The sequence below is a fragment of the Streptomyces sp. SBT349 genome (assembly GCF_001083795.1).
Classification (GTDB): Bacteria; Actinomycetota; Actinomycetes; order Streptomycetales; family Streptomycetaceae; genus Streptomyces.
On record NZ_LAVK01000071.1, the window covers coordinates 1 to 26,199 of the forward strand.

A 26,199-nucleotide genomic window follows, 5' to 3' on the forward strand; every position below is an offset into this window, starting at 1 on the left:
GATCCGGCGGCCCCCGCCGAGCCGCCGGATCCGACCCGCCCGCTCGACCTCGCCGGCATCGGCATCGGCCCGGCCAACCTCTCGCTCGCCGCCCTCACCGAGGCCCAACCGGACCTGCGCGGCGCCTGGTTCGAGCGCCGCCCCGCCTTCCACTGGCACCCGGGCCTGCTGATCGAGGGCACCACGCTCCAGGTCCCGTTCCTCGCGGACCTCGTCACCCTCGCCGATCCCACCAGCCCCTGGAGCTTCCTCAGCTACCTCAGGCACCAGCAGCGCCTCTTCCCCTTCTATGTCGCCGAGCGCTTCCACATCCCGCGCGCCGAGTACGACGCCTACTGCCGCTGGGTCGCCGGCCGCCTCCCCGGCCTGCACTTCGGACACCAGGTCGACGCCGTCCGGTGGAACGCGGAGCACGCCGTCTTCGACCTCGACGTCACCCGGCTCGGCCCCTCGGGCGAGCCGGGCGACATCACGGGCGAGGGGCGCGTCCACGCCCGGCACCTCGCGATCGGCATCGGCACCGCCCCCCACCTCCCCGAGGCCCTGCGCCCGCTCGCCGAGTCCGCCCCCGGCACCGTCGTCCACTCCGCCGACTACCTCGCCCACCGCGAGAGCCTGCTCGCCGCCGCCCATGTCACCGTCGTCGGCTCGGGGCAGTCGGGCGCCGAGGTCTTCCTGGACCTGCTGCGCCGCCGCCCCGCGGGCCGCGAGCGGCTGCACTGGATCACCCGCAGCGCCGCGTTCGCGCCCATGGAGTACAGCAAGCTGGGCCTCGAACACTTCACCCCCGACTACACCCGGTACTTCCACGGGCTCCCGGAGCCGGTCAGGGACCGCCTGGTCGCCGGGCAGTGGCAGCTCTACCGGGCGATCGACCACGGGACCCTGGCCGCCATCCACAACGAGCTGTACGAGCACGGGCTGCGCGGCGGCTGGCCCGACGCCACCCTCCTGCCCGGCGTCACCGTCCGCACCGCGGGCCGCGTCGGCTCGGGCGAGCTCGAACTCCACCTGGACCACGCCGACCAGGGCGAGCGCACGCGGATGCGCACCTCGGCCCTGGTCCTCGCCACCGGCTACCGGGAGCGCCCGCTCACCCCCCTGCTCGCCGCCCTCGACCCGGCGATCGCGCGGGACGCCGCGGGGCGCCCCCGGGTGGGCGCCGACTACCGGCTGGCCCTCGACCCGGCCGTCACCGGAAGCGTCTTCGTGCAGAACGCCGAGACGCACACCCACGGCGTCGGCGCCCCCGACCTCGGTCTCGCCGCCCACCGGGCCGCCACCATTCTGAACTCCCTCACCGGGCGGGAGCGCTATCCGCTGCCGGGGCGCACGGCGTTCACCTCCTTCGGCCTGCGGCCCGCCGGCGCACGCGCGGTCGCGGAGCAACGTTTCGTCGCGGAAAGCGCAGGGCAGATTACTACTCGATAAACAGCACAGCGGAATTGGCTCATAAGAGCGGAGTGCCGCTCATAATTGAAATTTGTGAGTCTCTCTTTAAATCCCCGCCGCCGAGTGGTCACTTCCGGATAGCCCTCTACTGGCGGGTAACTCCTATGGTTGGCGTATGCGCCGAGCGAAAATCGTTTGCACACTTGGACCCGCCACCGACTCATATGAGCGCATCGTCGCGCTTGTCGAGGCGGGGATGAACGTAGCCCGGCTCAACCTCAGCCATGGAGCCCACCGCGAGCACGAACTGCGCTACCAGCGCGTTCGCCGCGCCGCCGAGGAAATGGGACGCAGCGTAGGAATTCTGGCCGACCTGCAAGGCCCGAAGATCCGGCTCGGCAGCTTCCGCGAAGGACCGGTCCTCCTGGAGACCGGCGATGAATTCACCATCACCACGGAGGACGTCGCGGGCGACCAGGACCGCTGCGGCACCACCTACGCGGGACTCCCGGGCGACGTCGGCCCGGGGGAGCGGATCCTGGTGGACGACGGCCGCGTCGCCCTCGAGGTCGTGTCGGTGGAGGGCCCCCGCGTGCGCACGCGCGTCGTCGAGGGCGGGATGGTCTCGGACCACAAGGGACTGAACCTGCCGGGCGTCTCCGTCTCCGTCCCCGCGCTCTCCACCAAGGACATGGACGACCTGCGGTGGGCGCTGCGCGCCGGCGTGGACATCATCGCCCTCTCCTTCGTGCGCAGCGGCGACGACATCAAGGACGTCCACCGGATCATGGCCGAGGAGGGCCGCTTCCTCCCCGTCATCGCGAAGATCGAGAAGCCCCAGGCGGAGGAGAACCTCCAGGACATCGTGGGCGCCTTCGACGGCATCATGGTCGCCCGGGGCGACCTGGGCGTGGAGGTCCCGCTCGAAGTGGTGCCGCTGGTGCAGAAGCGGGCGGTCAAGCTCGCCAAGCGGAACGCCAAGCCCGTGATCGTGGCCACGCAGATGCTGGAGTCCATGATCGACTCCTCCCGCCCGACCCGCGCCGAGGCGTCCGACGTCGCCAACGCGGTGATGGACGGCACGGACGCGGTGATGCTCTCAGGCGAGACCAGCGTGGGCCGGTACCCGGTCGAGACGGTCGCCACCATGAGCCGCATCGTGAGCGCCGCCGAGGAGGAGCTGCTGGCGCGCGGGCTCTCGCCGCTGACCGAGGGCGGCAAGCCGCGCACCCAGGGCGGCGCGGTGGCCAGGGCCGCCGCGGAGATCGGCGACTTCCTGGACGCCAAGCTGCTGGTGGCGTTCACGCAGAGCGGCGACACCGCCCGCAGGCTCTCCCGGGCGCGCTCGCCGATCCCGGTGGTCGCGTTCACCCCCGACCCGGCCACGCACGCGCAGCTCACGCTGACCTGGGGCGTGGAGACGCATCTGGTGCCCGCCGTGCAGACCACGGACGAGATGGTGGCGCAGATGGACGAGCAGCTGCTGCGGCTCGGCCGGTGCGGCAAGGGCGAGGTGGTGGTGATGACCGCGGGCTCGCCGCCCGAGACGCCGGGCACGACCAATCTGGTGCGGGTCCACCACGTCGGCGAGGACGACTCACCGCGCTGAGGGGCGAGAGGCCGTTCACGCGAAGGCGCCACCCGGCCCGGCCGAGGTGGCGCTCGCGACGTCCGTGTCAACGTCCATGTCATCCCCGGGAGTTGCCCGGATCCCCGACGCGGGGGCAGGCGCTCACCGGGTGCCGGGTGCGGGATTCGAACCCGCATGCCCTCACGGGCAGAGGTGTTTGAGACCTCCGTGTATACCGGTTCCACCAACCCGGCCAGCGACGCGGTCAGTGTAGCCGTTCGGCCGCCGCGCGGGCGACTGGGTACTCTCATGGGTGGCCCAGCCGGCAGGAAACGAGGAGCATCGTGACCACCCCCGACGTCCCTGATGAGCCCACCACCCCGGCGGAAGCCGCCGAGGACGGGGCCCACGTTCCGCCTCACACCACCCGTGTCGTCATCGCGGAGGACGAGGCCCTGATCCGGCTGGACCTGAAGGAGATGCTGGAGGAGGAGGGCTACACCGTCGTCGGCGAGGCGGGGGACGGCGAGCGCGCGGTCGAGCTGGCGCGGGAGCTCCGCCCCGACCTGGTCATCCTGGACGTGAAGATGCCGGTGATGGACGGGATCTCGGCCGCCGAGAGGATCGCCGAGGACTCGATCGCGCCGGTGCTGATGCTCACCGCCTTCTCCCAGCGCGACCTGGTCGAACGGGCCCGCGACGCCGGCGCGATGGCGTACCTGGTCAAGCCGTTCAGCAAGAGCGACGTGGTCCCCGCCATCGAGATCGCCGTCTCCCGGTTCAACGAGCTGAAGACGCTCACCGAGGAGGTGGCCGACCTCGCCCAGCGGCTGGAGACGCGCAAGCTCGTGGACCGCGCCAAGAGCGTTCTCCAGACGCAGTACGGGCTCACCGAGCCGGCGGCGTTCCGCTGGATCCAGAAGACCTCCATGGACCGCAGGCTGTCCATGCACCAGGTCGCCGAGGCCGTCATCCAGGACGCGGAGGAGAAGCGGCAGAAGCAGCAGAAGTGAGCCAGGGCCACGCCTCGCGGGGGATCGAGCAAATGTTCTCGCCTCGTTAACGATCCGTTAATTCCGCCCAAAGAAGGTCAGAGCGCGCCCTGTCCGGCCGGCCGGACCCCGGCCCCCGCCCTCGCGGGGCCGCCGGTCCGGGATGAGCGGATCTTGCCCGTAACGTCCGCTCAGCGGTCAGCCGCGTTCTGTTTCCGGCGTGTGCCCCAGGTCACGAGGCGATCACATCTGTCGCGACAGTGTGTTCGTGCCGCTTGTGTGGCAATAGATTCCGCTGCACGCCGCACCGGTGTGCCGTATGCACATGGGAGAGCTTGCGGTGTCGACATGACGGCCTCGCTCCAGGGGGTTTTCCACGTGCTCAACAAGTCCATCGTGAGGCTGGCGATACCGATCGCCATCGGCACGCTCGTGCTCACCGCTTGCGGTAGTGACGACGAGAGCGGAGGCGGTGGGGACGGCTACAAGATCGCGTACCAGGGCCCGCTGTCCGGCCAGAACGTCGCGCTCGGCGAGAATATGCAGAACGGCATCCAGTTGGCGATCGACGAGGCCAACGACAGCGGTGAATACGACTTCGAGATCGAGTACGTCCCCGCCGACGACCAGGGCTCGGAGACCACCGCGACCGCCGCCGCCCAGGGCGCCATCGACGACACGGACGTGATGGCGGTCATCGGCCCCGCGTTCTCGGGTCCCGCCAACATCTCGGCGCCGCTGTACGCGCAGGCCGGCCTCGCGGCGGTCTCCACGTCGGCCACCGACCCCACGCTGACCGAGGACGGCAAGTTCGCGACGTTCCTGCGCGCCGTGCCGAACGACAACGCCCAGGGCCTGGCCATGGCCGACTTCCTCGCCACGCAGGACGGCGTCGAGAACGTCATGGTGATCAGCGACTCCACGCCGTACGGCGAGGGCCTCTCCGACGTCGCGCAGTCCGAGCTCGAGAGCGCGGACATGAACGTGCAGCGCGAGACCGTGCCCGCCGACACCGTCGACTACGGCAGCGCGGCCCGCACGGTCGTCGAGTCCGGTGTGGACGCACTCATCTACGCGGGTTACTACGAGGCGCTCGCGCCGTTCGCCACCCGCCTCCAGGAGGCCGGCTTCGACGGCATCGGGATCTCCGGCGACGGCTCGAACGACGACGAGCTGATCAACCTCGCGCAGGACGCGGTCGAGGGCTGGTACCTCACCTGCCCGTGCACGGACGCGACCGCCGACGAGGCGACCGCCGAGTTCGCCGAGCGCTACGAGGCGGCCTACGGCATCCCCCCCGGCACCTACTCCGCCGAGTCCTACGACGCGGCCAACATGATCATCGAGACGATCGCGGGTCTGGGCGGCGACGTCAACCGCGAGTCGCTGTACCAGGCGCTGGCCGACGTCGAGTACGAGGGCCTGACGAAGACCTTCTCCTTCGACGAGAACGGCGAGTTCACCAACACCGCGATCTTCATGTACCAGGTCGAGGAGGGCGCGCGCGCCTACCTCGGTGGCATCGAGGAACTGGTCGGCGGCTGAGCCCGCCGGTGCCGGAGGGCGGGGGCGTGACCCGCCCCCGCCCTCCGGGCCTCCGCTCATCGCCGCTCGTTCCCACAAGGAAGTCAGTTCCATGTCCCTTTCCGATATCTGGGACGTTCTCGTCCTGGGTGTGGTGCTCGGCTCGCTGTACGCCGTGATCGCCATTGGCTACACGCTCGTCTACGGCGTGCTCCAGCTGCTGAACTTCGCGCACAGCGAGGTCTTCATGGCCGGGGGTTTCGGGGGCGTCATCGCCCTGACCCTCTTCGAACCGGCCGTCGATCCATCCGGTATGCAATCGGTGCTCTATGTGCTCCTCGGCATTCTCGGCGGGGCGGCGCTGGGCGGGTTGGTCGCATTCGGTCTTGAAAAGGCCGCATATCTCCCCCTGCGCAGACGTCACGCCCCACGCCTGGTCTTCCTCATCACGGCGATCGGCGCCTCGTTCTTTCTCTACAACCTGGCCGGCAAGATGTTCGGGCGCTACCCGATGCCCATGCCGACGATGTACGAGAACAAGCAGGTCTTCGAGATCTTCGGCACCGCGGTCAGCGTGACCCAGCTGCTCATCCTGGTGACGGCCGTGCTGATGCTCGTGACCGTCGACTTCGTGGTGAACCGCACCAAGCTGGGCTCGGGCATCCGGGCGGTGGCGCAGGACCCGGAAGTGGCGTCCCTGATGGGCGTGGACATCGACAAGGTCGTCTCGCGGACGTTCGTCCTCGGCGGCCTGATGGGCGGCGTGGCGGGCTTCCTGTTCGGCACCAACCTCCAGGTCGAGTACACGATGGGCTTCCTGCCCGGCATCACGGCGTTCGCCGCCGCGGTCCTGGGCGGCATCGGGAACGTGCGCGGCGCCATGCTCGGCGGGCTGACGCTCGGCGTGGTCGAGTCGTTCACCGTCGAACTGTGGGGCGACGCCTGGCGCTACGTCGGCGCCTTCGTGGTCCTCGTCCTCGTGCTGATGTTCCGGCCGACCGGACTGCTGGGTGAGCGTGTGGGGAGGACGGCATGAGCGCGCAGGCTTCCGTCGAGGGACGGCCCTCCGCGGCCAGGCTCAGGCAGCCCTCGTGGTATCAGCAGCCGCGCTGGCGGCGGCTGTTCGCGCTGGTGGTCACCGCCGTCATCCTCGCGCAGGTCACCGGCGAGCAGGGCGTGCGCGGCGACGTGTTCGCCGCGCTGGAGGCCAACTTCAAGGGTGGCGCCCTGTGGGGCTGGCTCGCCCTGGCCCTCGGCGTCTGGCTGGTGCGCGAGTTCGCGCACGGCCTGATCGTGAAGTTCACCTCATCGGTCAAGGCGGAGGCGGCGCGGCCCGCCGGGAACGTCGCCGACCTGAAGCCCTCGCGCGGCTTCTCGTTCAGGCTGACCCCGGTCTGGCTCCCGGCGCTGATCGCCCGGGCCTCCCGGCTCGGCTCCGAGACGCTGCGGGGCAACAAGAACCTGCGGTTCGCCGCGATGGGCGCGCTTCTCCTCTTCCTCATCCTGCTGCCGCTGATGGTCTCCGTCTTCTGGCAGCAGGTCATGGTCGACCAGATCGGCATGTTCGTGCTGGTGGCCATCGGCCTGAACGTGGTCGTCGGCTGGGCCGGCATGCTGGACCTCGGCTTCATCGCGTTCTTCGCGATCGGGGCCTACAGCGCCGCGTTCTGGACCGGCGGACTCCCGGTCGAGCCGCCCGTCGAGCTCAACAACTTCCTGGTGATCCCGCTCGCCGTGATCACCTGCCTCATCGCGGGCGTGCTGCTGGGCGCGCCCACGCTGCGGCTGCGCGGCGACTATCTCGCCATCGTGACGCTCGGCTTCCACGAGATCGTCTACCTGACCGCGCGCAACTGGACCGACTTCACCGGCGGCACGCGCGGCGCCCAGACGGACCGCTTCTCCGTGGACCTCGGATTCTGGTCGTACGAGTGGGGCCTCGACCCGCAGCCGTACTACTGGCTGCAACTGGCGTTCGTCGTCGGCGTGCTGCTCCTGTTCATGAGGCTGGAGCACTCGCGGGTCGGCCGCGCCTGGACGGCCATCAGGGAGGACGAGGTGGCGGCGGCGGCCACGGGCGTGGACACCGTCCGCTTCAAGCTGCTCGCGTTCGCCATCGGCGCGTCCACGTCGGGCATCGCGGGCGTGATCTACGCCAGCAAGCTCGGGTTCATCAACTCCGAGATGTTCCTGGTGCTGCTGTCCGTCCTGGCGCTGTCCTACGTCGTCTTCGGCGGCATGGGCTCGATCCCGGGCGTGCTGCTCGGGACCGCCGTCCTGGTCTGGCTGCCCGAGTACCTGCGGGACACCGTGGACGCCCAGGACCGTTACATGTACCTCGGCGGGCTGCTGGTCGTGATGATGATCTACCGGCCGCAGGGCCTGCTGCCCTCGCGGCGGCGGCAGCGCGAGCTGAAGATGGCCGAGGAGGGCTCCGGGCACGCCGACGCCCTGGGCGCGCAGCCGGGAGGTGCGCAGGGATGACCACCGAGATGAAGGCGCAAGCCGCCACCACCCCGCCGGGAGACGTGCTGGATGCCTCCGGCATCACCCTGCGCTTCGGTGGCCTGACCAGTCTGGACAACGTCGCGCTGCGCATGGCGCACGGCGAGATCCTGGCGGTGATCGGGCCCAACGGCGCGGGGAAGACCTCCCTGTTCAACTCGCTGACAGGCGCGTACATCCCGCAGGAGGGGCGGATCACCTTCCGCCCCCGCTCCGGCGGCGAGCACGAGCTGCGCGGGCGCAAGCCGCACAAGGCCAGCAGGCTCGGCGTGGCGCGGACGTTCCAGAACATCCGGCTCTTCGGCGCGTTGACCGTGCTGGAGAACGTCAAGATCGCGGTCGAGACCCGGCAGAAGACCGACCCGATCTCGATCATGCTCGGCCTGCCGCACGCGCGGCGCGACGAGCGGGAGAGCGACCGCAAGGCGCACGAGGTGCTGGGGTTCGTCGACCTCGAACACCGCATGAACGAGATCGCGTCCTCGCTCAGCTACGGCGAGCAGCGACGTCTGGAGATCGCCCGCGCGCTGGCCACCGACCCGGAGCTGCTCCTGCTCGACGAGCCCGCGGCCGGCACCAACCCGACGGAGAAGCGGGACCTCGAAGGGCTGATCCGGCGGATCAACGCCGAACTGGCCGTGAGCGTGCTGCTGATCGAGCACGACATGCGGCTGGTGATGTCCGTGGCCGACCGGGTCGTGGTGCTCAACTTCGGCCGCAAGATAGCCGAGGGCAGCCCCGCCGAGGTCCAGCAGGACCCGGCGGTCATCGAGGCGTATCTGGGGGCCTCCGCCGAGGAGGAACGCGCCCTGGTCGCCGAGATGGTCGCCGAACAGGCGGAGCACGCGGAGCACGCGCAGGACGCGGGGGACGCGCGGGACGCGGAAGAGACGGAAGAGGAGGAACGGTCGTGAGCCTGGGACTGGACAAGCAGCCGGGGTCCGCGCCCGACGCCACCGGGGCCTCGCCCGCGCTGCTCGAACTGCGGGACCTGCACGTCTTCTACGGCGCGATCGAGGCGCTCAAGGGCGTCAGCCTCACCGTCGGCGAGGGCGAGGTCGTGGCGCTGCTGGGCGGCAACGGCGCGGGCAAGTCCACGACGCTGAAGACCGCCTCGGGCATGCTCGCCCCCCGCACCGGCGAGGTCTGGCTGCGCGGCGAGCGCGTGGACGGCATCAAGTCCCACGAGCTGGTGCGGTTCGGCATCGGGCACGTGCCCGAGGGCCGGCGCGTGTTCGCGCGGATGTCCGTGCTGGAGAACCTGAAGATGGGCGCGTACCGGCTGCGCCGCCCCGACCCGGAGGACATGGACCGGGTCTTCGGCCTCTTCCCGGTCCTCGCGCAGCGGCGCAAGCAGATCAGCGGCACCCTGTCCGGCGGCGAGCAGCAGATGCTCGCCATCGGCAGGGCGCTGATGGGCAAGCCGGAACTGCTGCTCCTCGACGAGCCGTCGATGGGCCTCGCCCCGCTGATCGTCCAGCAGATCTTCCAGATCCTGAAGGAGATCAACGATCAGGGCACCACGCTGCTGCTGGTCGAGCAGAACGCCTCGCAGGCGCTCCAGCTCGCCGACCGCGGCTATGTGCTGGAGACCGGCTCCGTGGTGATGGCCGACGAGGCGACCGCGCTGCTGGCCGACTCCAGGATCCGGGCCGCCTACCTCGGCGAGGTCGCGGACTGACCGCTCGGTGAACAACCGCTCCCCCGGGACCGCCCGGTCCCGGGGGAGCGCGTGTCACCCGGTGGGACCGGCCGGCGCGCCCGGGTCGCCCGTCTGCTGCTGGCCCGCCGCCGGACGCAGGGCACAGGTCAGGCGCGCGGTGCACACCCGCTTGCCGCGGTCGTCGGTGATCGCGATCTCGTAGGTGGCCGAGGTGCGCCCGGTGTGCACCGGGGTCGCGACGCCCGTGACCACGCCGGAGCGCACGGCGCGGTGGTGGGTGCAGTTGAGGTCCACGCCCATGGCGATCTTGTTCGGCCCGGCGTGCAGCATCGCGCCCACCGAGCCCAGCGTCTCGGCCAGTGCGGCGGACGCGCCGCCGTGCAGCAGCCCGTAGGGCTGGGTGTTGCCCTCGACCGGCAGCGTGCCGATCACCTTCTCCGGAGACGCCTCGGACACCGTGATGCCCATCCGGTCGCCGAGGTGCCCGGCCGAGAAGTGCTCGGCCAGATCGATGCCGAGCCCGGCCCACTGGTCCAGGATGTGGAGCGGGAAGCTGGTGGTCATGCGATCGCCCATGGAAAGCGTTCTATCAGGTCCTCTCACCGCTCGGCCGTCGGGGTGAGGCGGATCACCAGCGACTTGCTGGTCGGGGTGTTGCTCCCGTCGGCGGTCGCGTCCAGCGGCACCAGCACATTGGTCTCGGGGTAGTACGCCGCCGCGCAGCCGCGGGCGGTGGGGTAGTGGACCACGCGGAAGCCGGGCGCGGTCCGCTCGGTCCCGTCGGTCCACTCGCTGGTCAGGTCCGCGTACGCGCCGTCGTCGAAGCCCAGTTCCTTCGCGTCCTCGGGGTTCACCAGCACCACGCGCCGGCCGCCCGAGATGCCGCGGTAACGGTCGTCGAGGCCGTAGATCGTGGTGTTGTACTGGTCGTGCGAGCGCAGCGTCTGGAGCAGCAGGCGGCCCTCGGGCACGGCCGGGTACTCGACGGGCGCGGCCGTGAAGTTGGCCTTGCCGGTCGCGGTCGGGAAGTGCCTCTCGTCGCGGGGGGCGTGCGGCAGCGTGAACCCGCCGGGCCGTGCGACGCGTTCCTCGAATGCCTCGAAGCCGGGAACGACGCGGGCGATGCGGGCCCGCACGCCGCGGTAGTCCCGTTCGAACTCCTCCCAGGGCGTCGCGCTGGACTCGCCGAGCACCCGCCGGGCGAGGCGGCAGACGATGGCGGGCTCGGACAGCAACCGCGGGCCCGCGGGCCTCAGCCGGCCCCGCGAGGTGTGCACCACGCCCATCGAGTCCTCCACCGTGACGAACTGGGCGCCGCCCCCCTGGACGTCCCGCTCGGTGCGCCCGAGCGTCGGCAGGATCAGCGCCCTGGCGCCCGTGACGCAGTGCGAGCGGTTGAGCTTGGTCGAGACATGGACCGTCAGCCGCGCCCGGCGCATCGCGTCCTCGGTGACGGCCGTGTCGGGGCTGGCGGCCACGAAGTTGCCGCCCATGGCGAAGAACACCGTGGCCGCGCCGTCGCGCAGCGCGCGGATGGACTCCACCACGTCGAAGCCGGGGTCGCGCGGCGGCTCGAAGCCGAACTCCCGCCCGAGCGCGTCCAGGAAGGCCGCGTCCGGCTTCTCCGTGATGCCCATCGTGCGGTCGCCCTGGACGTTGCTGTGGCCGCGCACCGGACAGACGCCGGCGCCGGGGCGGCCGATGTTGCCGCGCAGCAGCAGGAAGTTGACGACCTCCTTGATGGTGGGGACCGCGTGCTTGTGCTGGGTAAGGCCCATCGCCCAGCAGACGATGATCCGCCGGGAGGCCAGCACCATGGCGAGCGCGCGCTCGATGTCGGTGCGCGACAGGCCGGTGGCGCGGCGCGTCTCCTCCCAGTCGGCGGCGCGGGCCACCGTGGAGAACGCCTCGAAGCCGTGGGTGTGGCGGCGGATGAACGGGGTGTCCACGGCCCCGCCGCGGTTGATGATCAGCTTGTTGAGCAGCCGGAAGAGCGCCTGGTCGCCGCCGAGTCTGATCTGGAGGAAGAGGTCGGTCAGCGGGGTGCCGCCCCCGGCGAGCCCGCGCGGCGTCTGCGGGTTCTTGAACCGCTCCAGGCCCGCCTCGGGGAGCGGGTTGACCGTGATGATCCTCGCCCCCGCCGCCTTGGCCTTCTCCAGCGAGGTGAGCATCCGGGGGTGGTTGGTGCCCGGGTTCTGGCCCGCCACGATGATCAGGTCGGCGCGGTGGAGGTCGTCGAGCAGCACGCTGCCCTTGCCCACGCCCAGCGTCTCCGTCAGCGCGGCGCCCGAGGACTCGTGGCAGAGGTTGGAGCAGTCGGGCAGGTTGTTGGTGCCGAACTCGCGGGCGAACAGCTGGTAGAGGAACGCGGCCTCGTTGCTGGTGCGGCCCGAGGTGTAGAAGACGGCCCGGTCGGGGTCCGGAAGGGCGCGCAGCTCGCCCGCGATCAGGTCGAACGCCATCTCCCAGCCGACCGGCTCGTAGCGGTCGCCGCCCTCGGGGAGGTACATGGGGTGGGTCAGCCGCCCCTGCTGGCCGAGCCAGTACCCGGAGCGGCCGGCGAGGTCCTCGACCGTGTGCTCGGCGAAGAACGCGGGGGTGACCCGGCGTAGCGTCGCCTCCTCCGCGACGGCCTTGGCGCCGTTCTCGCAGAACTCGAAGGCGTGCGGGCTGTCCGGGTCCGGCCAGGCGCACCCCGGGCAGTCGAAGCCCTCGTGCTGGTTGACGCGCAGGAGGGTCAGCGCGGTGCGCCGCACCCCCATCTGTCGCTGGGCGTTCTTCATCGCGTGCGCGATCGCGGCCGGCCCCGCGGCGGCGCTCATCGGCTCCGTGACCGAGGGCGCGTCCTGGATCGGGTCGGCGGCGGGCGGCTTTGCTGACATGCCGCTGATCGTCGCACGGGCGGAGGGGAGTGTCAGTGGTCCGTGGCAGGATCGGGAGCGTGGCTGAGAACGCATCGCAGACGACCCCCGCACCGCGCCTCCTCCTGCTGGACGGGCATTCGCTGGCGTACCGGGCATTCTTCGCGTTGCCCGCGGAGAACTTCACGACCGTCGTCGGCCAGCCGACGAACGCGATCTACGGGTTCACGTCGATGCTGGCGAACACGCTGCGCGACGAGGCGCCCACGCATCTGGCCGTCGCGTTCGACGTGTCGCGGGTGACGTGGCGCTCGGAGCGCTTCGCGGCGTACAAGGCGACGCGGTCCGCGACGCCCGACGAGTTCAAGGGCCAGGTCGAGCTGATCGGCGAGCTGCTGGACGCGATGCGCGTGCGGCGGTTCGCGGTCGACGGGTTCGAGGCCGACGACGTGATCGCCACGCTCGCCACGCGCGCGGCGGACGAGGGGTTCCAGGTCTCCATCGTCACCGGCGACCGGGACGCGTTCCAGCTGGTGAGCGACCGCGTGACCGTGCTGTACCCGACCAAGGGGGTCTCGGAGCTGACGCGCTTCACCCCGGAGAAGGTGGAGGAGAAGTACGGGCTCCCGCCGTCCAGGTACCCGGACTTCGCCGCCCTGCGCGGCGACCCCTCGGACAACCTGCCGGGCATCCCCGGCGTCGGCGAGAAGACGGCCGCCAAGTGGATCAACCAGTTCGGCTCCCTCGACGCGCTGGTCGACCGGGCGGACGAGGTCAAGGGGAAGGCCGGGGAGAACCTCCGGGCCCACCTTGAGTCCGTGACCCTCAACCGCGAGCTGACCGAGCTGTCGCGCGACGTGGACCTCGGCTGCGATCCCGAGGCGCTGGCCCGCGAGCCCTACGACGTGGCCGCCGTGACGGTGATGCTCGACGCGCTGGAGTTCCGCAACGCGAGCCTGCGCGAGCGGCTCTTCGCCGTCGACCCGGGCGCGGACCAGGAGGAGGCCGTCGAGCTGCTGGCCGGCCCCGAGGTCGCGGGCTCGGTGCTGGGCGCCGGGGAGCTGGCCGCCTGGCTCGACGCGAGCGAGGGTCCGCTCGGCCTGGTCATCGAGGACGACTGGAAGCTGGGCGCCGGCAGCGTCCACGCGGTGGCCCTGGCGACCGCGGAGGGGCCCGCGGCCTGGTTCGACCCCTCGGCGCTCGACGCCGGGGACGAGCAGGCGTTCGCGCGCTGGGCGGGCGATGCGGAGCGGCCCAAGGTCCTGCACAACGCCAAGGCCGTGCAGCGCGTGTTCGCCGAGCACGGCTGGGGGATCGCCGGGATCGTGATGGACACCGCCCTGGCGGCCTACCTGGTCCAGCCGGGCCGCCGCTCGTTCGCCCTGGACGGCCTGAGCGTCGAGTTCCTCGGCAGGGAGCTCGACCGGCCCGCGGACGCCAGCGGGCAGCTCGCGTTCGGCGCGGACGACAGGGCCCAGGCCGACACGCTGATGCGGCAGGCCAGGACCGTGGTCGACCTGGCGGGACTGCTGCGCGAGAGGCTGGCCGAGGTCGGCGCGAGCGAGCTCCTGGACGACCTGGAACTGCCCACCTCGGCCCTGCTCGCCCGCATGGAGCGCGCCGGCATCGCCGCGGACCGCTCCCACCTGGAGCGCCTGGAGCAGCAGTTCGCCGCGGCCGTGCAGCAGGCCGTGGCCGAGGCGCACGCCTCGGTGGGCCACGAGTTCAACCTCGGATCCCCCAAGCAGCTCCAGGAGGTGCTCTTCGGCGAGCTGGGGCTGCCCAAGACCAAGCGGACCAAGACCGGATACACCACGGACGCGGACGCCCTGACCTGGCTGGCGGCCCAGACCGAGCACGAGCTGCCGGTGATCATGCTGCGCCACCGCGAGCAGGCCAGGCTGCGCACCACGGTCGAGGGGCTGATCAAGTCCATCGCCCCCGACGGGCGGATCCACACCACGTTCCAGCAGACGGTGGCGGCCACCGGCCGGCTGTCCTCCACCGATCCGAACCTCCAGAACATCCCGGTCCGCATCGACGAGGGCCGCGCGATCCGCCGCGGCTTCATGGTCGGCGAGGGCTTCGAGTCGCTGCTGACCGCCGACTACAGCCAGATCGAGCTGCGGGTGATGGCCCATCTGTCCGAGGACGACGGCCTGATCGAGGCGTTCACCTCGGGCGAGGACCTGCACACGACCGTCGCCTCCCAGGTGTTCTCGGTCCCCAAGGACCAGGTGGACGCGGAGATGCGGCGCAAGATCAAGGCCATGAGCTACGGCCTGGCCTACGGCCTCTCGGCGTTCGGCCTCTCCCAGCAGCTGACCATCCCCTCCGACGAGGCCCGCAAGCTGATGGACACCTACTTCGAGCGGTTCGGCGGCGTCCGGGACTACCTCCAGCGGGCGGTGAAGGAGGCCGCGGCCACCGGCTACACCGAGACGCTCATGGGCCGCCGCCGCTATCTCCCCGACCTCACCAGCACCAACAGGCAGCGGCGCGAGACGGCGGAGCGCATGGCGCTGAACGCGCCGATCCAGGGCACGGCCGCCGACATCGTCAAGATCGCGATGCTGCGCGTGGACGAGGCGCTGACCCGGGAGGGCCTCGCCTCCCGGCTGCTCCTCCAGGTCCACGACGAGATCGTGCTGGAGGTCGCGCCGGGGGAGCGGGGGCGTGTCGAGGAGATGGTGAGGCACGAGATGGCGGGCGCGGTGCGGCTGCGCGCCCCCCTCGACGTCTCCATCGGCTCGGGCTCCACCTGGGAATCGGCCGCGCACTGACGCCGTGCGCTGACGGAAAGGCAGATTCTCTTCGCTCAACCGCCACACCGGTGACACGAGCGTGTCCTGGCCCCGAACGGACGCGTGTCGTACTGTCGTTGCGGTCATAGGGGACAGCGGTGGGACCGCAGACGGAGGGGAACGCGCGTGGGGTTGCGTATCGGCAGGATCCGTAAGGGACTTTCCGGGTCGGCGGTGGCCGCCGCCGCGATGGCGGCGCTGACCGCCTCGCAGGCACCGGAGGTGCTGGGCAGCGAGAATCCGAGCCCGCCCGAGCCGCAGGACCGCTCCTCGGCGCAGGAGGAGCCGGCCGACGTGGCCGGCCCCGAGGCGCCGCCGCAGCTGCCGTATCACACGGACCTGCCGCCACTGGACACGGCCGGACCCGGTCAGGGCGGCGGGGGCGGCGACGGCGCCGACCTCGGCCCGGCCGAGGCGGGCATCCCGGCCACCGTGCTCGACGCCTACCGCCAGGCCGAGGCCACGCTCGCCGACACCACCCCGGCGTGCAACCTGGACTGGCGCGTGCTGGCCGCCATCGGCAAGGTCGAGTCCGGCCACGCCAGGGGCGGTGACGTGGACGCCGACGGCACCACCTCGCAGCCGATCCTCGGCCCGGTCCTGAACGGCGACGGCTTCGCCCAGATCCACGACACCGACGACGGCCGGTGGGACAGCGACGCGCTGTACGACCGCGCCGTCGGACCGATGCAGTTCATCCCGTCCACCTGGGCCAACTGGGGCGCCGACGGGAACGGGGACGGCCGGTCCGACCCGAACAACGTGTACGACGCCACCCTGGCCGCGGGCGACTACCTCTGCGCCGCCGACCGGGACCTGGCCGTCTCCTCCGACCTCGACCGTGCCCTGCTCAGCTACAACCACTCGTGGGACTACGTGCGGACGGTGCGGTCCTGGCTCGACTTCTACCGCGACGAGGTCCACGAGGTGCCCGACGGCGAGGGCTCGCTGCCCGACAGCCCGGGGCCGGGCAACCCGGACCCCACCCCCGACGGGGAGGGCGGCACCCCGGGCGGGAACGGCGGCACGCCGGACGGCGATGGCGGCACGCCGTCCCCGCCCCCGCCCGCGGAAGAGGAGGGCGAGATCCGGCCCATCCCCGAGGACCCCGAGGACCCGCCGGAGGACCCCCAGGACCCGGACGACCCCTGGGAGCCGGGCGAGCCGCCGGAGTGCCCCGAGGACCCGGAGGACCCCGAGAACCCGGAGGACCCGGAGGACCCCGAGAATCCGGGCGAGGAGGAGCCGGGCGAGGAGGAGACCGAGGTTCCGGCCGAGCCCGCGCCGAGCCCGAGCCCGGCCGCTCCCACCGACCTGCTCGACCTGCTTGACCCGGCCGACCCCACCGACCCGACCGATCCCGGTGAGGACGACGGCGAGGAGGACGGCGAGGAGGACGAGGACGGCGACGGCTGCCCCGACCCGGAGGACCCCGAGGAGCCGGAGGACCCCGAGGACCCGGAAGAGCCCGGGGACCCGGGTGAGCCCGAGTCCACGCCCACCGCGACGCCGAGCGCCACGCTCACCCGCCGCGCGGGCTGACCACGGGGCACCGATCGCACCGGCGGCCGGGCGGCGATGCCGCCCGGCCGCCGCCGTGTGTGCCGCGCCCTCCGGGCCCGCCGGTGACCGGCCGGGCGCGTTCCGTGAATAGTGCCCGGACACCCGGCTGAAGTGTCAGATTTGGCCCGATAGTGCCCCTCGTGGGGCGAACCGCGCATTGACCCTGCTGGGATGCCCCCGTATGCTATAAGACGCGCTGCGGGCCTGCGCGCCTCGGACGGAGTAGGTCGCGCTCGCATCTGTTGTATGTCCCCTCGGTTGTCGAGGCGCTTCCCGGCAGGACGTGTCGGAGAGCGCTTCTCAGGCTGTCCGGCTTCGGCAGTGCGATACGGGCTCCCGGCGTAGCAGTGCCTACGAACATGTCCGTACCGGAGCCCTTTACCACATGACGAGCAGCACCGAGACCACCGCGACCACCCCGCAGGTTGCGGTCAACGACATCGGTTCCGAGGAAGCCTTCCTCGCCGCGATCGACGAGACGATCAAGTACTTCAACGACGGCGACATCGTCGACGGCGTCATCGTGAAGGTCGACCGGGACGAGGTCCTGCTCGACATCGGTTACAAGACCGAGGGCGTCATTCCCTCGCGCGAGCTGTCGATCAAGCACGACGTCGACCCGAACGAGGTCGTCGCCGTCGGTGACGAGATCGAGGCCCTGGTCCTCCAGAAGGAGGACAAGGAGGGCCGGCTGATCCTGTCCAAGAAGCGCGCTCAGTACGAGCGCGCCTGGGGCACCATCGAGAAGATCAAGGACGAGGACGGCATCGTCACCGGCACCGTGATCGAGGTCGTCAAGGGCGGCCTGATCCTGGACATCGGCCTGCGCGGCTTCCTGCCCGCGTCGCTGGTCGAGATGCGCCGGGTCCGCGACCTCCAGCCGTACGTCGGCAAGGAGCTCGAGGCCAAGATCATCGAACTCGACAAGAACCGCAACAACGTGGTTCTCTCCCGCCGTGCCTGGCTCGAGCAGACGCAGAGCGAGGTCCGCCAGACCTTCCTCACCACCCTCCAGAAGGGCCAGGTGCGCTCCGGCGTCGTCTCCTCCATCGTCAACTTCGGTGCCTTCGTGGACCTGGGTGGCGTGGACGGCCTCGTGCACGTGTCCGAGCTCTCCTGGAAGCACATCGACCACCCGTCCGAGGTCGTGGAGGTCGGCCAGGAGGTCACGGTCGAGGTCCTGGACGTCGACATGGACCGCGAGCGCGTCTCCCTGTCGCTGAAGGCGACCCAGGAAGACCCGTGGCAGCAGTTCGCCAGGACCCACCAGATCGGCCAGGTCGTCCCCGGCAAGGTCACCAAGCTGGTTCCGTTCGGCGCGTTCGTCCGGGTGGACGAGGGCATCGAGGGCCTGGTCCACATCTCCGAGCTGGCCGAGCGCCACGTGGAGATCCCGGAGCAGGTCGTCCAGGTCAACGACGAGATCTTCGTCAAGGTCATCGACATCGACCTGGAGCGTCGCCGGATCAGTCTCTCGCTCAAGCAGGCGAACGAGAACTTCGGCGCCGACCCGATGGCGGTCGAGTTCGACCCGACCCTGTACGGCATGGCGGCGTCCTACGACGACCAGGGCAACTACATCTACCCCGAGGGCTTCGACCCGGAGGCCAACGACTGGCTGCCCGGGTACGAGAAGCAGCGTGAGGAGTGGGAGCGCCAGTACGCCGACGCGCAGCAGCGCTTCGAGCAGCACCAGGCGCAGGTCATCAAGTCCCGCGAGGCGGACGCGCAGGCCGAGGCCGAGGCGTCCGGCCCGAGTGGCGGTGCCCCGCAGTCCGGTGGTTCGGGCGGCGGTTCCTACTCGTCGCCGCAGACCGAGGACTCGGGCGCGCTGGCTTCCGACGAGGCGCTTGCCGCGCTCCGGGAGAAGCTGGCGGGCGGCCAGAGCTGAGCCGATGGCCGGCCGCTGAGGCGGAGTCGATCTGACGGCCGGGCCCCGCTCCCTTCACGGGAGCGGGGCCCGGCCGTTCGGCTTTCCCGCCGGGCGTGCGCCGGCGGGAATGCGCGTCAGGTACGGTGCGTTGTCCTCTGCATACGCGAGACAGCGGAAGGGGTGCGGTGACAGTGCGCGATCCGCAGGAGTTGTACGCATGGGACCCCGACGGGCTGGCCCTCGTCGACGAGGCGATGGGCGGCGCGCACAGCGCGGGTCCCGTCCTCATCTACCACTTGGAAGGCTTCATCGACGCGGGTGAGACCGGCGGTCAGCTCATCGAGCAGCTGCTCGACGGCCGGCCCGCGACGACGGTGGCGCGCTTCGACCACGACCGGCTGGTGGACTACCGGGCCAGGCGCCCGGCCATGACCTTCCGCCGCGACCGCTGGACGCGTTACGAGACGCCCGAGCTGGCCGTGCGCCTGGTCCAGGACGCGACGCACCAGCCGTTCCTGATCCTCTCCGGGCCCGAGCCCGACGTGGAGTGGGATGCGTTCACCGAGGCGGTGATCCAGATCGCCGGGCGGCTCAGGGTGCGGCTGGGCACGACGTTCCACGGCATCCCCATGGGCGTTCCGCACACCCGCCCGGTCGGGCTCACCCCCCATGGCAACCGGGCCGACCTCGTTCCCGGCCACGGCGGCGTGTTCGACGAGGCGCAGGTGCCGGGCAGCGCGGCGGCGCTGGTGGAGCTGCGGCTGATCGAGGCGGGCTTCGACGTGTTCGGCGTGGCCGCGCACGTTCCGCACTACATCGCCCGCTCGCGGTACCCGGACGCGGCGCTCGTGGTTCTGGAGGCGATCACCGCCGCCACCGGACTCGTGCTGCCCGACGCGGCGCACGCGTTGCGCAGCCGTGCCCTCACGACGCAGAACGAGATCGAACGGGAGCTGGCCGAGGGCGACTCGGAGCTGGTCGCCGTGGTCCGCGGCCTGGAGCAGCAGTACGACGCGATCGCCGGCGTGGCCACGCGCGGCAGCCTGGTCGCCGAGGCGGCCGAGCTGCCGTCCGCGGACGAGCTGGGCGAGGTCTTCGAGCGCTTCCTGGCGGAGCACGAGGACGACGACGGCGACCGGTAGCCTGCGTCCATGCTCAACGTGGGACTGACCGGCGGCATCGGCGCGGGCAAGAGCGAGGCGGTACGGCTCCTCGCCGCGCACGGGGCGGTCGTGGTGGACGCGGACCGGATCGCCCGCGAGGTGGTCGAGCCGGGCACGCCGGGGCTCGCCGCGGTGGTGGCCGCGTTCGGCGAGGAGATCCTGACGGCGGAGGGCCGCCTCGACCGTGAGCGGCTGGGGCGCATCGTCTTCGCCGACCGCGAGCGGCTCCAGCGGCTCAACGCCCTCGTGCACCCGCTGGTCGCCAGGCGTTCCGCCGAGGTGAGCGCCGCGGCGCCCCCCGACGCCGTCGTGGTGCACGACGTGCCGCTGCTCGCCGAGAACGGGCTGGCCGACCGGTACGAGGTGGTGGTCGTCGTGGACGCGAGCGAGGCCGCCCGCCTGGACCGGCTCACCCGGCTGCGCGGCATGAGCGAGGAGGACGCCCGCTCCCGGATGGCGGCCCAGGCCACGCGCGAAGCCCGCCTGGCCGTCGCCGACCTCGTCCTCGACAACGACGGCACGGTCGAGGAGCTCGCCGCCCAGGTCGACGAGGTGTGGCGGCGGCTGACCGAACGCGCCGCCCGGCGGGGGTAGTTCGCCGCGCGGTGTCCGGCATGGTGCCTTCGTGAGTGAAACGTTTCGGAAATGCTCGACGAGGTGTGGCCGAAACGTGTCGTTGCGACGATCCCTGGCGCCAAGGGCGAAAGGGGATTGACCATGTCACAGGGACGAGGGGCCAGCAGACGCGACTTCCTCCGCGCGGTCGGGGTCAGCGGCGGCGCGGGGACCATGCTCGCCACCATGGGCGCGCTCGGCCTCGCGCCCACCGCCGAGGCCGCCTCGGCGCCGGCGTTCCGCGCTCCGCGGCACAGCGACTTCTCGCTCACCGGCCGCGCCGCCGCGAGCGTGGTCGTGGTGGGTGGCGGGATCGCGGGACTGACCGCCGCCTACGAGCTCGGGAAGGCGGGCTACGACTGCACCGTTCTGGAGGCCCGCGACCGCGCGGGCGGGCGGAACTTCACGGTCCGCGGCGGCGACACCACCCGTGACGTGCTCGGCCACCGGCAGACGGCCCGTTTCTCCGAGGGCCAGTACCTCAACGCGGGGCCGGCGCGCATCGCGCAGTGGATGCTCACCATGGACTACTGCCGTGAACTGGGCGTGCCCGTGGAGGTGTTCACCAACAGCAACGCCAGCGCCTATCTCTTCAACGCCTCCGCGGGCATGACCGCACCCGTGCGCCACCGCACCGCCAAGGCCGACGTCTACGGCTATGTGGCGGAACTGCTGGCCAAGGCCACCGACGGGGGCGCGCTGGACGCCGAGCTGACGGGTGAGGACCGGGAGCGGCTGCTGTCGTTCCTGGAGGGCTTCGGCTCCCTCGGCGGCCGGGTGGACGGCGATCCGGCCGCCAGCTGGCGGTACACCGGCGGGGATCGCCGCGGCTACGCGGTGGACCCCGGCGCGGCGGGGACGCCGGGCACCGTCCTGGGCGGGGTGCCGGACGTCTCGGAGGTCCTCTCCTCGGGGGTCGGCCAGTACTTCTCCTTCGAGTTCGGCTACGACCAGGCGATGCTGATGTTCCAGCCGGTCGGCGGCATGGACCGGATACCCGCCGCCCTGACCCGGGCCATCGGCTCCCGCCGGGTGCTGACCGGTGCGCAGGCCACCGAGATCACCGACCGCTCCGACGGCGTCACCGTCACCTACCGGACCGGGGGGCGCACGCGGCAGCTGCACGCCGACTACTGCATCGCCGCGCTCCCGCCGAACATCCTCGCCACCACCCGCCACAACCTGGGCGCACGCGTACAGAGTGCGCTGGAGGCGTGCTCCCCCGTCTCGGCCGGGAAGATCGGCCTGGAGTACCGCAACCGCTGGTGGGAGACGGATCACCGCATCTACGGCGGCATCACCGAGACGGACCTCGACCTCAGCCACATCTGGTACCCCTCGCACGGCTTCCACGAGCGGCGCGGCGTCATCGTGGGCTACTACAACACCGGTGCGAACGCCGACGCCTACGCGGCGCTGACGCCCCGGGAGCGCGAGGCGAGGGCGGTGTCCCACGGGGAGCGGATCCACGGCGCCAAGTACCGCACGGAGCTGGCCTCCTCGTTCTCGCACCACTGGCGGCAGACGCCGTTCGTGGAGGCCGCGTGGCACCGCATGCCCGGCGGCGCCGACGCGGAGGTCTTCGCCCCGCTGAACGCCCCGGCCGGACGGGTCCACTTCGCGGGCGACCACCTCAGCCACGCCATCGCCTGGCAGCACGGCGCGTTCTGCTCGGCCCGCAAGGCGGTGACGGAGCTCCACGAGCGGGTGCTCGCCTAGGCACGGGGTGGCGGTGGCGGTGGGGGTGGCCGTGCTGGGTGGCCGGGTGCGGCGTTTTCCGTGGGCGGGCGCCGGGCTACCGTTGAGACATGACTCTCGAAGCCGCTCTCGCGCTCGTCTCCACCGCCGCCGGGGGTGCCGCCACCGAGGCGGGGCGGGTCGCCTGGGACTCCCTGATGTCCCTCACCCGCCGCGTCGTGGGGCGTGGCGAGCCGGAGGCGGTGGATCCCGCGGACGCGACGGCCGTGCGGGAGCTGACCGAGCGGATCAGCACCCGGGCCGCCGCGGACGAGGGGTTCGCCGACGACCTGCGGGGGTGGGCCGAGGAGCACCGGGCGGCGCTGACGGTGACCCAGACCCGCGTGGAGAACGTCATCTCCGGTCAGGCCCAGGTGCAGAACGTGATCCAGACGGGCACGATCCAGGGCGACATCAGGTTCGGCGGCTAGTCCTGCCGGCCGGGGCTCATGCCGACGGCCCTCTTGGCCCTGCGCACCAGCCGGAACGGGGTGTCGGCGATGCGGCGGAGGCGGGGGAAGCGTTCGCGCTGCCGCGACGAGGCACGGTCCAGCTCCTCCGCCAGGTGCACCGACCGCTTGTCGATGTCGAGTTCCGACAGCATCCGGTCGACTTCCGCCAGCAGTGAGCCGTGCAACTGCCACTGCTGCGGGTGTTCCTGGACACGTTCGAGCAGAAGGTGGGCCACATGCTCGCGGCTGACCCGGGCGGCGTCCAGCTCGACCGCCAGGAACGCCTCGGCCTCGTCCGCGGCCGTGGACACCTGGCTGGTGATCAGTGTCGCGAAGCTGTCCACGGCGCCGGCGAGGTTGGCGAGCAGCTCGCGCAGGGCGGGGGCCACCTCCTCCGGGAACAGCGGCTCGTCGGTGCGGCGGCTGGCGAGGTCGCGCATCGTCTCGGTCAGGGTGCGCAGGATGACCGCGCACACCTCCAGCGTGTCGAGGCCGGTGCGCAGCACGATGCGGGTGACCAGCGGCTCCTTCACCCTCGGGTTGAACCGCAGGCTCTCCTCCGCCTGGATGATCGAGGCGTCCACCTGGGCGATGTCCTGGTCGAGGCGCCTGGCCTCGCTGAGCTTGGCGGAGACGCGCTGGACCGGGCTGCGGCGTTCCTCCGCCTCCTCGCTGAGATTCCGCAGCAGCTCGCGCATCCGCCGCGCCTGGTCCTCGATGTCGTGCCCCGCGGATCCGACCCAGACGGGCGGGACGAAGATGATGTTGAACAGGAGGCCGACCACCGCGCCGATCACCGTTTCGGCCACCCGGTCGATGGCGGTCTCGGCGACCCCCTGGGTCACGCCGAGCACCAGCATCGCGCTGATCGCGACCTCGGGGACGAACTCGCTGACCCGGACCAGATGCCCGATCGTCAGCGAGATCAGGATCAGCAGCCCCAGACTCCACCAGCTCAGGCCGACCAGGGCGCTGAAGCCGGTGGCGATCAGTACGCCCGCGATCACGGAGTTCACCCGGCGCACGCCGGTGGTGATGGTGGCGTAGAGGGTGACCTGCACGACCAGCAGCGCGGTCAGCGGCGCCAGCAGGGGGGCGGTGACGTCCGTCAGCCAGAGTGCGACGACATAGGAGATGGTCGCGGCGGCGGCGGACCGGATGGTCTGGACGACGACGGGCTCGCTGCGCCGTTTGGCGAGATGGACAAGCTGCTCGGGCACGTCCGGCACGCGCCGCCCCTTTCACTCCGTTGTCACGCGAAAGCTCCTCATTCGTGAAAAAGATGTCACTCCGCGCGTGAATCGGGGGTGAAGCGCGACACGTCTGCGCGTCCGCCGGCCAGGTTCGGGCACGTTCCGCGCCCCCGCGGGGGCCGCGGGGGTGGCCGTGCCCGGCGGCGGCTCATGCCGCCGGGGGTCTCCTGTCCACCCGGAGGGCGGGTTGCTCGGCCAGCCCCATCAGGGTGAGCATCTCGCTCTGGACCTCCGGGGTGAACAGCTCCTGCTCCCCCGAGGCGAGGCCGAGGTGGGGCGCCCCGCCTCCCGTCCCGGGTCCCGAACCGGTTCCCGCCCCCGCCCTCGCGGCGCGGCAGGCGTTGAACGCCCGCATCAACACGATGAACTGACCCGGCGACAGGCGCCTTTGCAGCGCCTCCACATGCAGCTCCAGTTGTGCCCGTTCTGTATCTCTGTCCATGCGTTCTATCGTGCGGCGCCCCGAGCGCGGAGGGAAGGTGGCCTCCGCCGGCCACGAATGCGCTGGCCGCCGGCGGGCGGGGGCGGCTACGGTGCGGGTGTGGCGAAGCTCAATCAGATCATCGCAGTGGAGAAGGGCGTCAAGTCCAAGGCGCAGCAGGACCTGGCGGGCGTGCAGCACGGGCTGACCAAGCCGGCGCTGCTCGCGGGAATCTCGCGGACGTACCAGCCGAAGGACGAGGAGGGCGAGCAGTTGCCGCCCGAGTCCACGCGCGTGCAGGTCAAGGCGGAGGACGTGCTCCGCGAGACCGCGAAGACGCTCACGCGGCTGTTCGACGTGACCGCCACCAAGGACTGGGCGAACCGGACCGCCTGCGCGGACATCACCGTGGACGGCGAGACGCTGCTGCGCGAGGTGCCGGTCTCCTACCTTCTCTTCCTGGAGAAGCAGCTCGGCGAGCTCGGCGGCTTCCTGCGGCGGCTGCCGGTGCTGGACGCGGCGGAGTCGTGGAGCCAGGACCCCTCCACCGACTGGTGGAAGACGGAGGCGGTTCGGACGGTGAGGACCAGGAAGGTGCCGCGCAACCACGTGAAGGCGGAGGCGACCGAGAATCACCCGGCTCAGGTCGAGGTGTACTACGAGGACATACCGGTCGGGTACTGGACGACCGTCAAGTTCTCCGGGGCGCTGCCCGCCCGCCGGGTGAACGAGCTGCTGGAGCGGCTGGAGAAGCTCCAGCAGGCCGTGAAGTTCGCCCGGGAGGAGGCCAACGGCGCCGAGGTCACCGACCGGCGCGTCGGCGAGGCCGTCTTCGGCTACCTGTTCCGGTAGCCTTGCCAACTCCCCGGCGGCGCGCGGCGCGTGCGGCCGGGGTGCGCCAGAGGAGCGCAAGCTGACGCTGAAGCTCGTCGTCAGGGATCGATCAATCTCAGACTCTCGCTCCAGACTCAGCAACGCCGCCGCACTGTCCGGGCGTCCGGGCGAGGGCTGAGGCGTCGAGATTGCCGGTTCGACTCCGGCCCGCCGCGCCCCGTGCGGCGGTGGCTCAAAGGCAGAGCGCGACGCCCTGAAACTGACCCCCTGCCCACAACCGCCGGGAATGCGGCAACTTCCCGGGGCCCGGGGGCAGGCTACGCCCCCGGGTCCTCCCTCATCCCTGCCTTCTCATGCGTGTGTTCTCATGCGTGGCCTCTCATACGTTGGCCCCCGTGCGCGGGCCTCACTCGCAGGCGACCCCGTCCCCGTCCCGGTCCAGGTGCCGACCGTAGCCGGGGTCCCCGGCCAGGACGGGGGCGGCGCCGGCCGCGCGGGCGGCGGCGCAGTTCTCGTAGTACGCCGTCTCGGGGGCGTCGGGCGGGTCCTCGCCGCCGCCGCCCGCGTCGTCCCCGCCGCCTCCGCCGTCGTCCCCGCCCGGGTCGGCGACCGGGGGAGCGGTGACCGTGGCCGTGACGGTGACCGTCTCGGTGACGGTGGGCTCCGGCTCCGGCTCGGGCTCGGGCGCGGCGGTGACGGTCGCGGTCACCGTCGCCGTCGGCGCCGCGGACGGCTCCCCGCCGTCCTCGTCCTCCGCCGCCCCGCCCGAGGCGCCGATGCCCACGCCGAGGAACGCGGCGACGAGCAGCGCGGGGATGACGAAGCGCTTGCGACCCCAGCGTGGTCCCTGTGGTGTCATCGTGTCTCCCTCTCCTTGAAGAGGGGTAAGTGTGGTGCAGTTGTGTGTCTGATCGTCAGGTTTTCTGGAAATTGGTGCCGGTGGGGCGGGTGGGAGGCCTGTCTCTTATAACCATCTG

21 protein-coding genes and 1 tRNA gene are annotated in these 26,199 nt (G+C 71.4%); 16 read left to right on the plus strand and 6 right to left on the minus strand.

All coding sequences use genetic code 11. The features are described from left to right. Both ADY01_RS11705 and pyk read left to right on the plus strand, forming a co-directional pair. Positions 1 to 1,431 (plus strand): lysine N(6)-hydroxylase/L-ornithine N(5)-oxygenase family protein (locus ADY01_RS11705; protein WP_049570307.1); only part of this gene is annotated, 1,431 nt, incomplete at its 5' end. 136 nt (positions 1,432 to 1,567) lie between these two features. Continuing rightward, positions 1,568 to 3,001, plus strand: coding sequence for a pyruvate kinase (gene pyk, locus ADY01_RS11710; RefSeq protein ID WP_049570310.1), 1,434 nt, complete (start codon positions 1,568 to 1,570; stop codon positions 2,999 to 3,001). Between the two features lie 131 nt (positions 3,002 to 3,132). Here pyk and ADY01_RS11715 read toward each other — a convergent pair. After that, positions 3,133 to 3,216 (minus strand) — tRNA-Leu (locus tag ADY01_RS11715). A gap of 90 nt (positions 3,217 to 3,306) precedes the next feature. Here ADY01_RS11715 and ADY01_RS11720 point away from each other — a divergent pair. From ADY01_RS11720 to ADY01_RS11745, 6 genes are all read left to right on the plus strand, one after another. Continuing rightward, the gene (locus tag ADY01_RS11720; protein ID WP_049570313.1) at positions 3,307 to 3,975 is read left to right on the plus strand and encodes an ANTAR domain-containing response regulator; all 669 of its coding nucleotides are present in this window, start codon (positions 3,307 to 3,309) and stop codon (positions 3,973 to 3,975) included. A 327-nt stretch (positions 3,976 to 4,302) separates the two neighbouring features. Then, the gene (locus tag ADY01_RS11725) at positions 4,303 to 5,499 is read left to right on the plus strand and encodes a branched-chain amino acid ABC transporter substrate-binding protein (protein ID WP_078900215.1); all 1,197 of its coding nucleotides are present in this window, start codon (positions 4,303 to 4,305) and stop codon (positions 5,497 to 5,499) included. 91 nt (positions 5,500 to 5,590) lie between these two features. Beyond that, positions 5,591 to 6,514 (plus strand): branched-chain amino acid ABC transporter permease, encoded by a 924-nt coding sequence (locus ADY01_RS11730; protein ID WP_049570315.1) that lies wholly within the window; start codon positions 5,591 to 5,593, stop codon positions 6,512 to 6,514. Beyond that, entirely contained in the window at positions 6,511 to 7,962 is a 1,452-nt protein-coding gene (locus ADY01_RS11735) for a branched-chain amino acid ABC transporter permease (protein ID WP_049570318.1), read from the plus strand. Before ADY01_RS11730 ends, ADY01_RS11735 begins: the two co-directional genes overlap by 4 nt. Further along, on the plus strand, positions 7,959 to 8,897 hold the full coding sequence (locus tag ADY01_RS11740; RefSeq protein WP_049570321.1) for an ABC transporter ATP-binding protein: 939 nt from the start codon (positions 7,959 to 7,961) through the stop codon (positions 8,895 to 8,897). The genes ADY01_RS11735 and ADY01_RS11740 overlap by 4 nt, the downstream gene beginning before the upstream one ends. 2 nt (positions 8,898 to 8,899) lie before the next feature. Then, positions 8,900 to 9,664, plus strand: coding sequence for an ABC transporter ATP-binding protein (locus ADY01_RS11745; protein WP_049570357.1), 765 nt, complete (start codon positions 8,900 to 8,902; stop codon positions 9,662 to 9,664). A gap of 54 nt (positions 9,665 to 9,718) precedes the next feature. On the opposite strand, the gene ADY01_RS11750 is transcribed toward ADY01_RS11745, so the two are convergent. After that, positions 9,719 to 10,222: a PaaI family thioesterase gene (locus ADY01_RS11750; protein ID WP_049570326.1), complete on the minus strand. Its 504-nt coding sequence runs from the start codon at positions 10,220 to 10,222 to the stop codon at positions 9,719 to 9,721. 23 nt (positions 10,223 to 10,245) lie between these two features. Continuing rightward, entirely contained in the window at positions 10,246 to 12,528 is a 2,283-nt protein-coding gene (locus tag ADY01_RS11755) for an FdhF/YdeP family oxidoreductase (protein ID WP_049570328.1), read from the minus strand. A 59-nt stretch (positions 12,529 to 12,587) separates the two neighbouring features. On the opposite strand from ADY01_RS11755, the gene polA reads away from it, so the two are divergent. From polA to ADY01_RS11790, 7 genes are all read left to right on the plus strand, one after another. Further along, the gene (gene polA, locus ADY01_RS11760) at positions 12,588 to 15,290 is read left to right on the plus strand and encodes a DNA polymerase I (protein WP_049570329.1); all 2,703 of its coding nucleotides are present in this window, start codon (positions 12,588 to 12,590) and stop codon (positions 15,288 to 15,290) included. A gap of 210 nt (positions 15,291 to 15,500) precedes the next feature. Beyond that, a complete protein-coding gene (locus ADY01_RS11765) occupies positions 15,501 to 16,853 on the plus strand; it encodes a lytic transglycosylase domain-containing protein (RefSeq protein ID WP_420715637.1) in 1,353 nt (450 codons plus the stop codon). 406 nt (positions 16,854 to 17,259) lie between these two features. After that, positions 17,260 to 18,765: a 30S ribosomal protein S1 gene (rpsA, locus tag ADY01_RS11770; protein WP_049570334.1), complete on the plus strand. Its 1,506-nt coding sequence runs from the start codon at positions 17,260 to 17,262 to the stop codon at positions 18,763 to 18,765. Positions 18,766 to 18,938: 173 nt separating this feature from the next. After that, positions 18,939 to 19,889: a proteasome assembly chaperone family protein gene (locus ADY01_RS11775; protein ID WP_049570336.1), complete on the plus strand. Its 951-nt coding sequence runs from the start codon at positions 18,939 to 18,941 to the stop codon at positions 19,887 to 19,889. A gap of 9 nt (positions 19,890 to 19,898) precedes the next feature. Then, entirely contained in the window at positions 19,899 to 20,504 is a 606-nt protein-coding gene (gene coaE / locus ADY01_RS11780; RefSeq protein ID WP_049570339.1) for a dephospho-CoA kinase, read from the plus strand. Positions 20,505 to 20,699: 195 nt separating this feature from the next. Further along, positions 20,700 to 22,244, plus strand: a complete 1,545-nt coding sequence (locus tag ADY01_RS11785; RefSeq protein ID WP_420715638.1) for a flavin monoamine oxidase family protein — start codon at positions 20,700 to 20,702, stop codon at positions 22,242 to 22,244. Positions 22,245 to 22,333: 89 nt separating this feature from the next. Then, complete coding sequence (locus ADY01_RS11790) at positions 22,334 to 22,693, plus strand: hypothetical protein (protein WP_053170733.1); 360 nt, start codon at positions 22,334 to 22,336, stop codon at positions 22,691 to 22,693. Here the strand turns inward: ADY01_RS11790 and ADY01_RS11795 are convergent. Together ADY01_RS11795 and ADY01_RS39060 are read right to left on the minus strand one after the other, a co-directional pair. After that, a complete protein-coding gene (locus ADY01_RS11795) occupies positions 22,690 to 23,943 on the minus strand; it encodes an FUSC family protein (protein WP_049570345.1) in 1,254 nt (417 codons plus the stop codon). The genes ADY01_RS11790 and ADY01_RS11795 overlap by 4 nt on opposite strands. Positions 23,944 to 24,115: 172 nt before the next feature. Further along, positions 24,116 to 24,409, minus strand: coding sequence for a hypothetical protein (locus tag ADY01_RS39060; RefSeq protein ID WP_159001153.1), 294 nt, complete (start codon positions 24,407 to 24,409; stop codon positions 24,116 to 24,118). Between the two features lie 99 nt (positions 24,410 to 24,508). Between ADY01_RS39060 and ADY01_RS11805 the strand changes: the two genes are divergently transcribed. Beyond that, positions 24,509 to 25,240, plus strand: a complete 732-nt coding sequence (locus tag ADY01_RS11805) for a hypothetical protein (protein ID WP_049570367.1) — start codon at positions 24,509 to 24,511, stop codon at positions 25,238 to 25,240. Positions 25,241 to 25,628: 388 nt separating this feature from the next. Here ADY01_RS11805 and ADY01_RS11810 read toward each other — a convergent pair whose 3' ends face one another. Beyond that, positions 25,629 to 26,081, minus strand: coding sequence for an excalibur calcium-binding domain-containing protein (locus ADY01_RS11810; protein WP_049570350.1), 453 nt, complete (start codon positions 26,079 to 26,081; stop codon positions 25,629 to 25,631). Positions 26,082 to 26,199 lie beyond the last annotated feature (118 nt).

Coding starts and splice junctions, on each gene's coding strand:
- ADY01_RS11785 (WP_420715638.1), top strand. CDS start 20,700: ATGCTCGCCACCATGGGCGCGCTCGGCCTCGCGCCCACCGCCGAGGCC.
- ADY01_RS11735 (WP_049570318.1), top strand. CDS start 6,511: ATGAGCGCGCAGGCTTCCGTCGAGGGACGGCCCTCCGCGGCCAGGCTC.
- ADY01_RS11750 (WP_049570326.1), bottom strand. CDS start 10,222: ATGGGCGATCGCATGACCACCAGCTTCCCGCTCCACATCCTGGACCAG.
- ADY01_RS11740 (WP_049570321.1), top strand. CDS start 7,959: ATGACCACCGAGATGAAGGCGCAAGCCGCCACCACCCCGCCGGGAGAC.
- ADY01_RS11730 (WP_049570315.1), top strand. CDS start 5,591: ATGTCCCTTTCCGATATCTGGGACGTTCTCGTCCTGGGTGTGGTGCTC.
- coaE (WP_049570339.1), top strand. CDS start 19,899: ATGCTCAACGTGGGACTGACCGGCGGCATCGGCGCGGGCAAGAGCGAG.
- ADY01_RS11810 (WP_049570350.1), bottom strand. CDS start 26,081: ATGACACCACAGGGACCACGCTGGGGTCGCAAGCGCTTCGTCATCCCC.
- ADY01_RS11790 (WP_053170733.1), top strand. CDS start 22,334: ATGACTCTCGAAGCCGCTCTCGCGCTCGTCTCCACCGCCGCCGGGGGT.
- rpsA (WP_049570334.1), top strand. CDS start 17,260: ATGACGAGCAGCACCGAGACCACCGCGACCACCCCGCAGGTTGCGGTC.
- ADY01_RS11725 (WP_078900215.1), top strand. CDS start 4,303: ATGACGGCCTCGCTCCAGGGGGTTTTCCACGTGCTCAACAAGTCCATC.
- ADY01_RS11765 (WP_420715637.1), top strand. CDS start 15,501: ATGGCGGCGCTGACCGCCTCGCAGGCACCGGAGGTGCTGGGCAGCGAG.
- ADY01_RS39060 (WP_159001153.1), bottom strand. CDS start 24,409: ATGGACAGAGATACAGAACGGGCACAACTGGAGCTGCATGTGGAGGCG.
- pyk (WP_049570310.1), top strand. CDS start 1,568: ATGCGCCGAGCGAAAATCGTTTGCACACTTGGACCCGCCACCGACTCA.
- ADY01_RS11755 (WP_049570328.1), bottom strand. CDS start 12,528: ATGTCAGCAAAGCCGCCCGCCGCCGACCCGATCCAGGACGCGCCCTCG.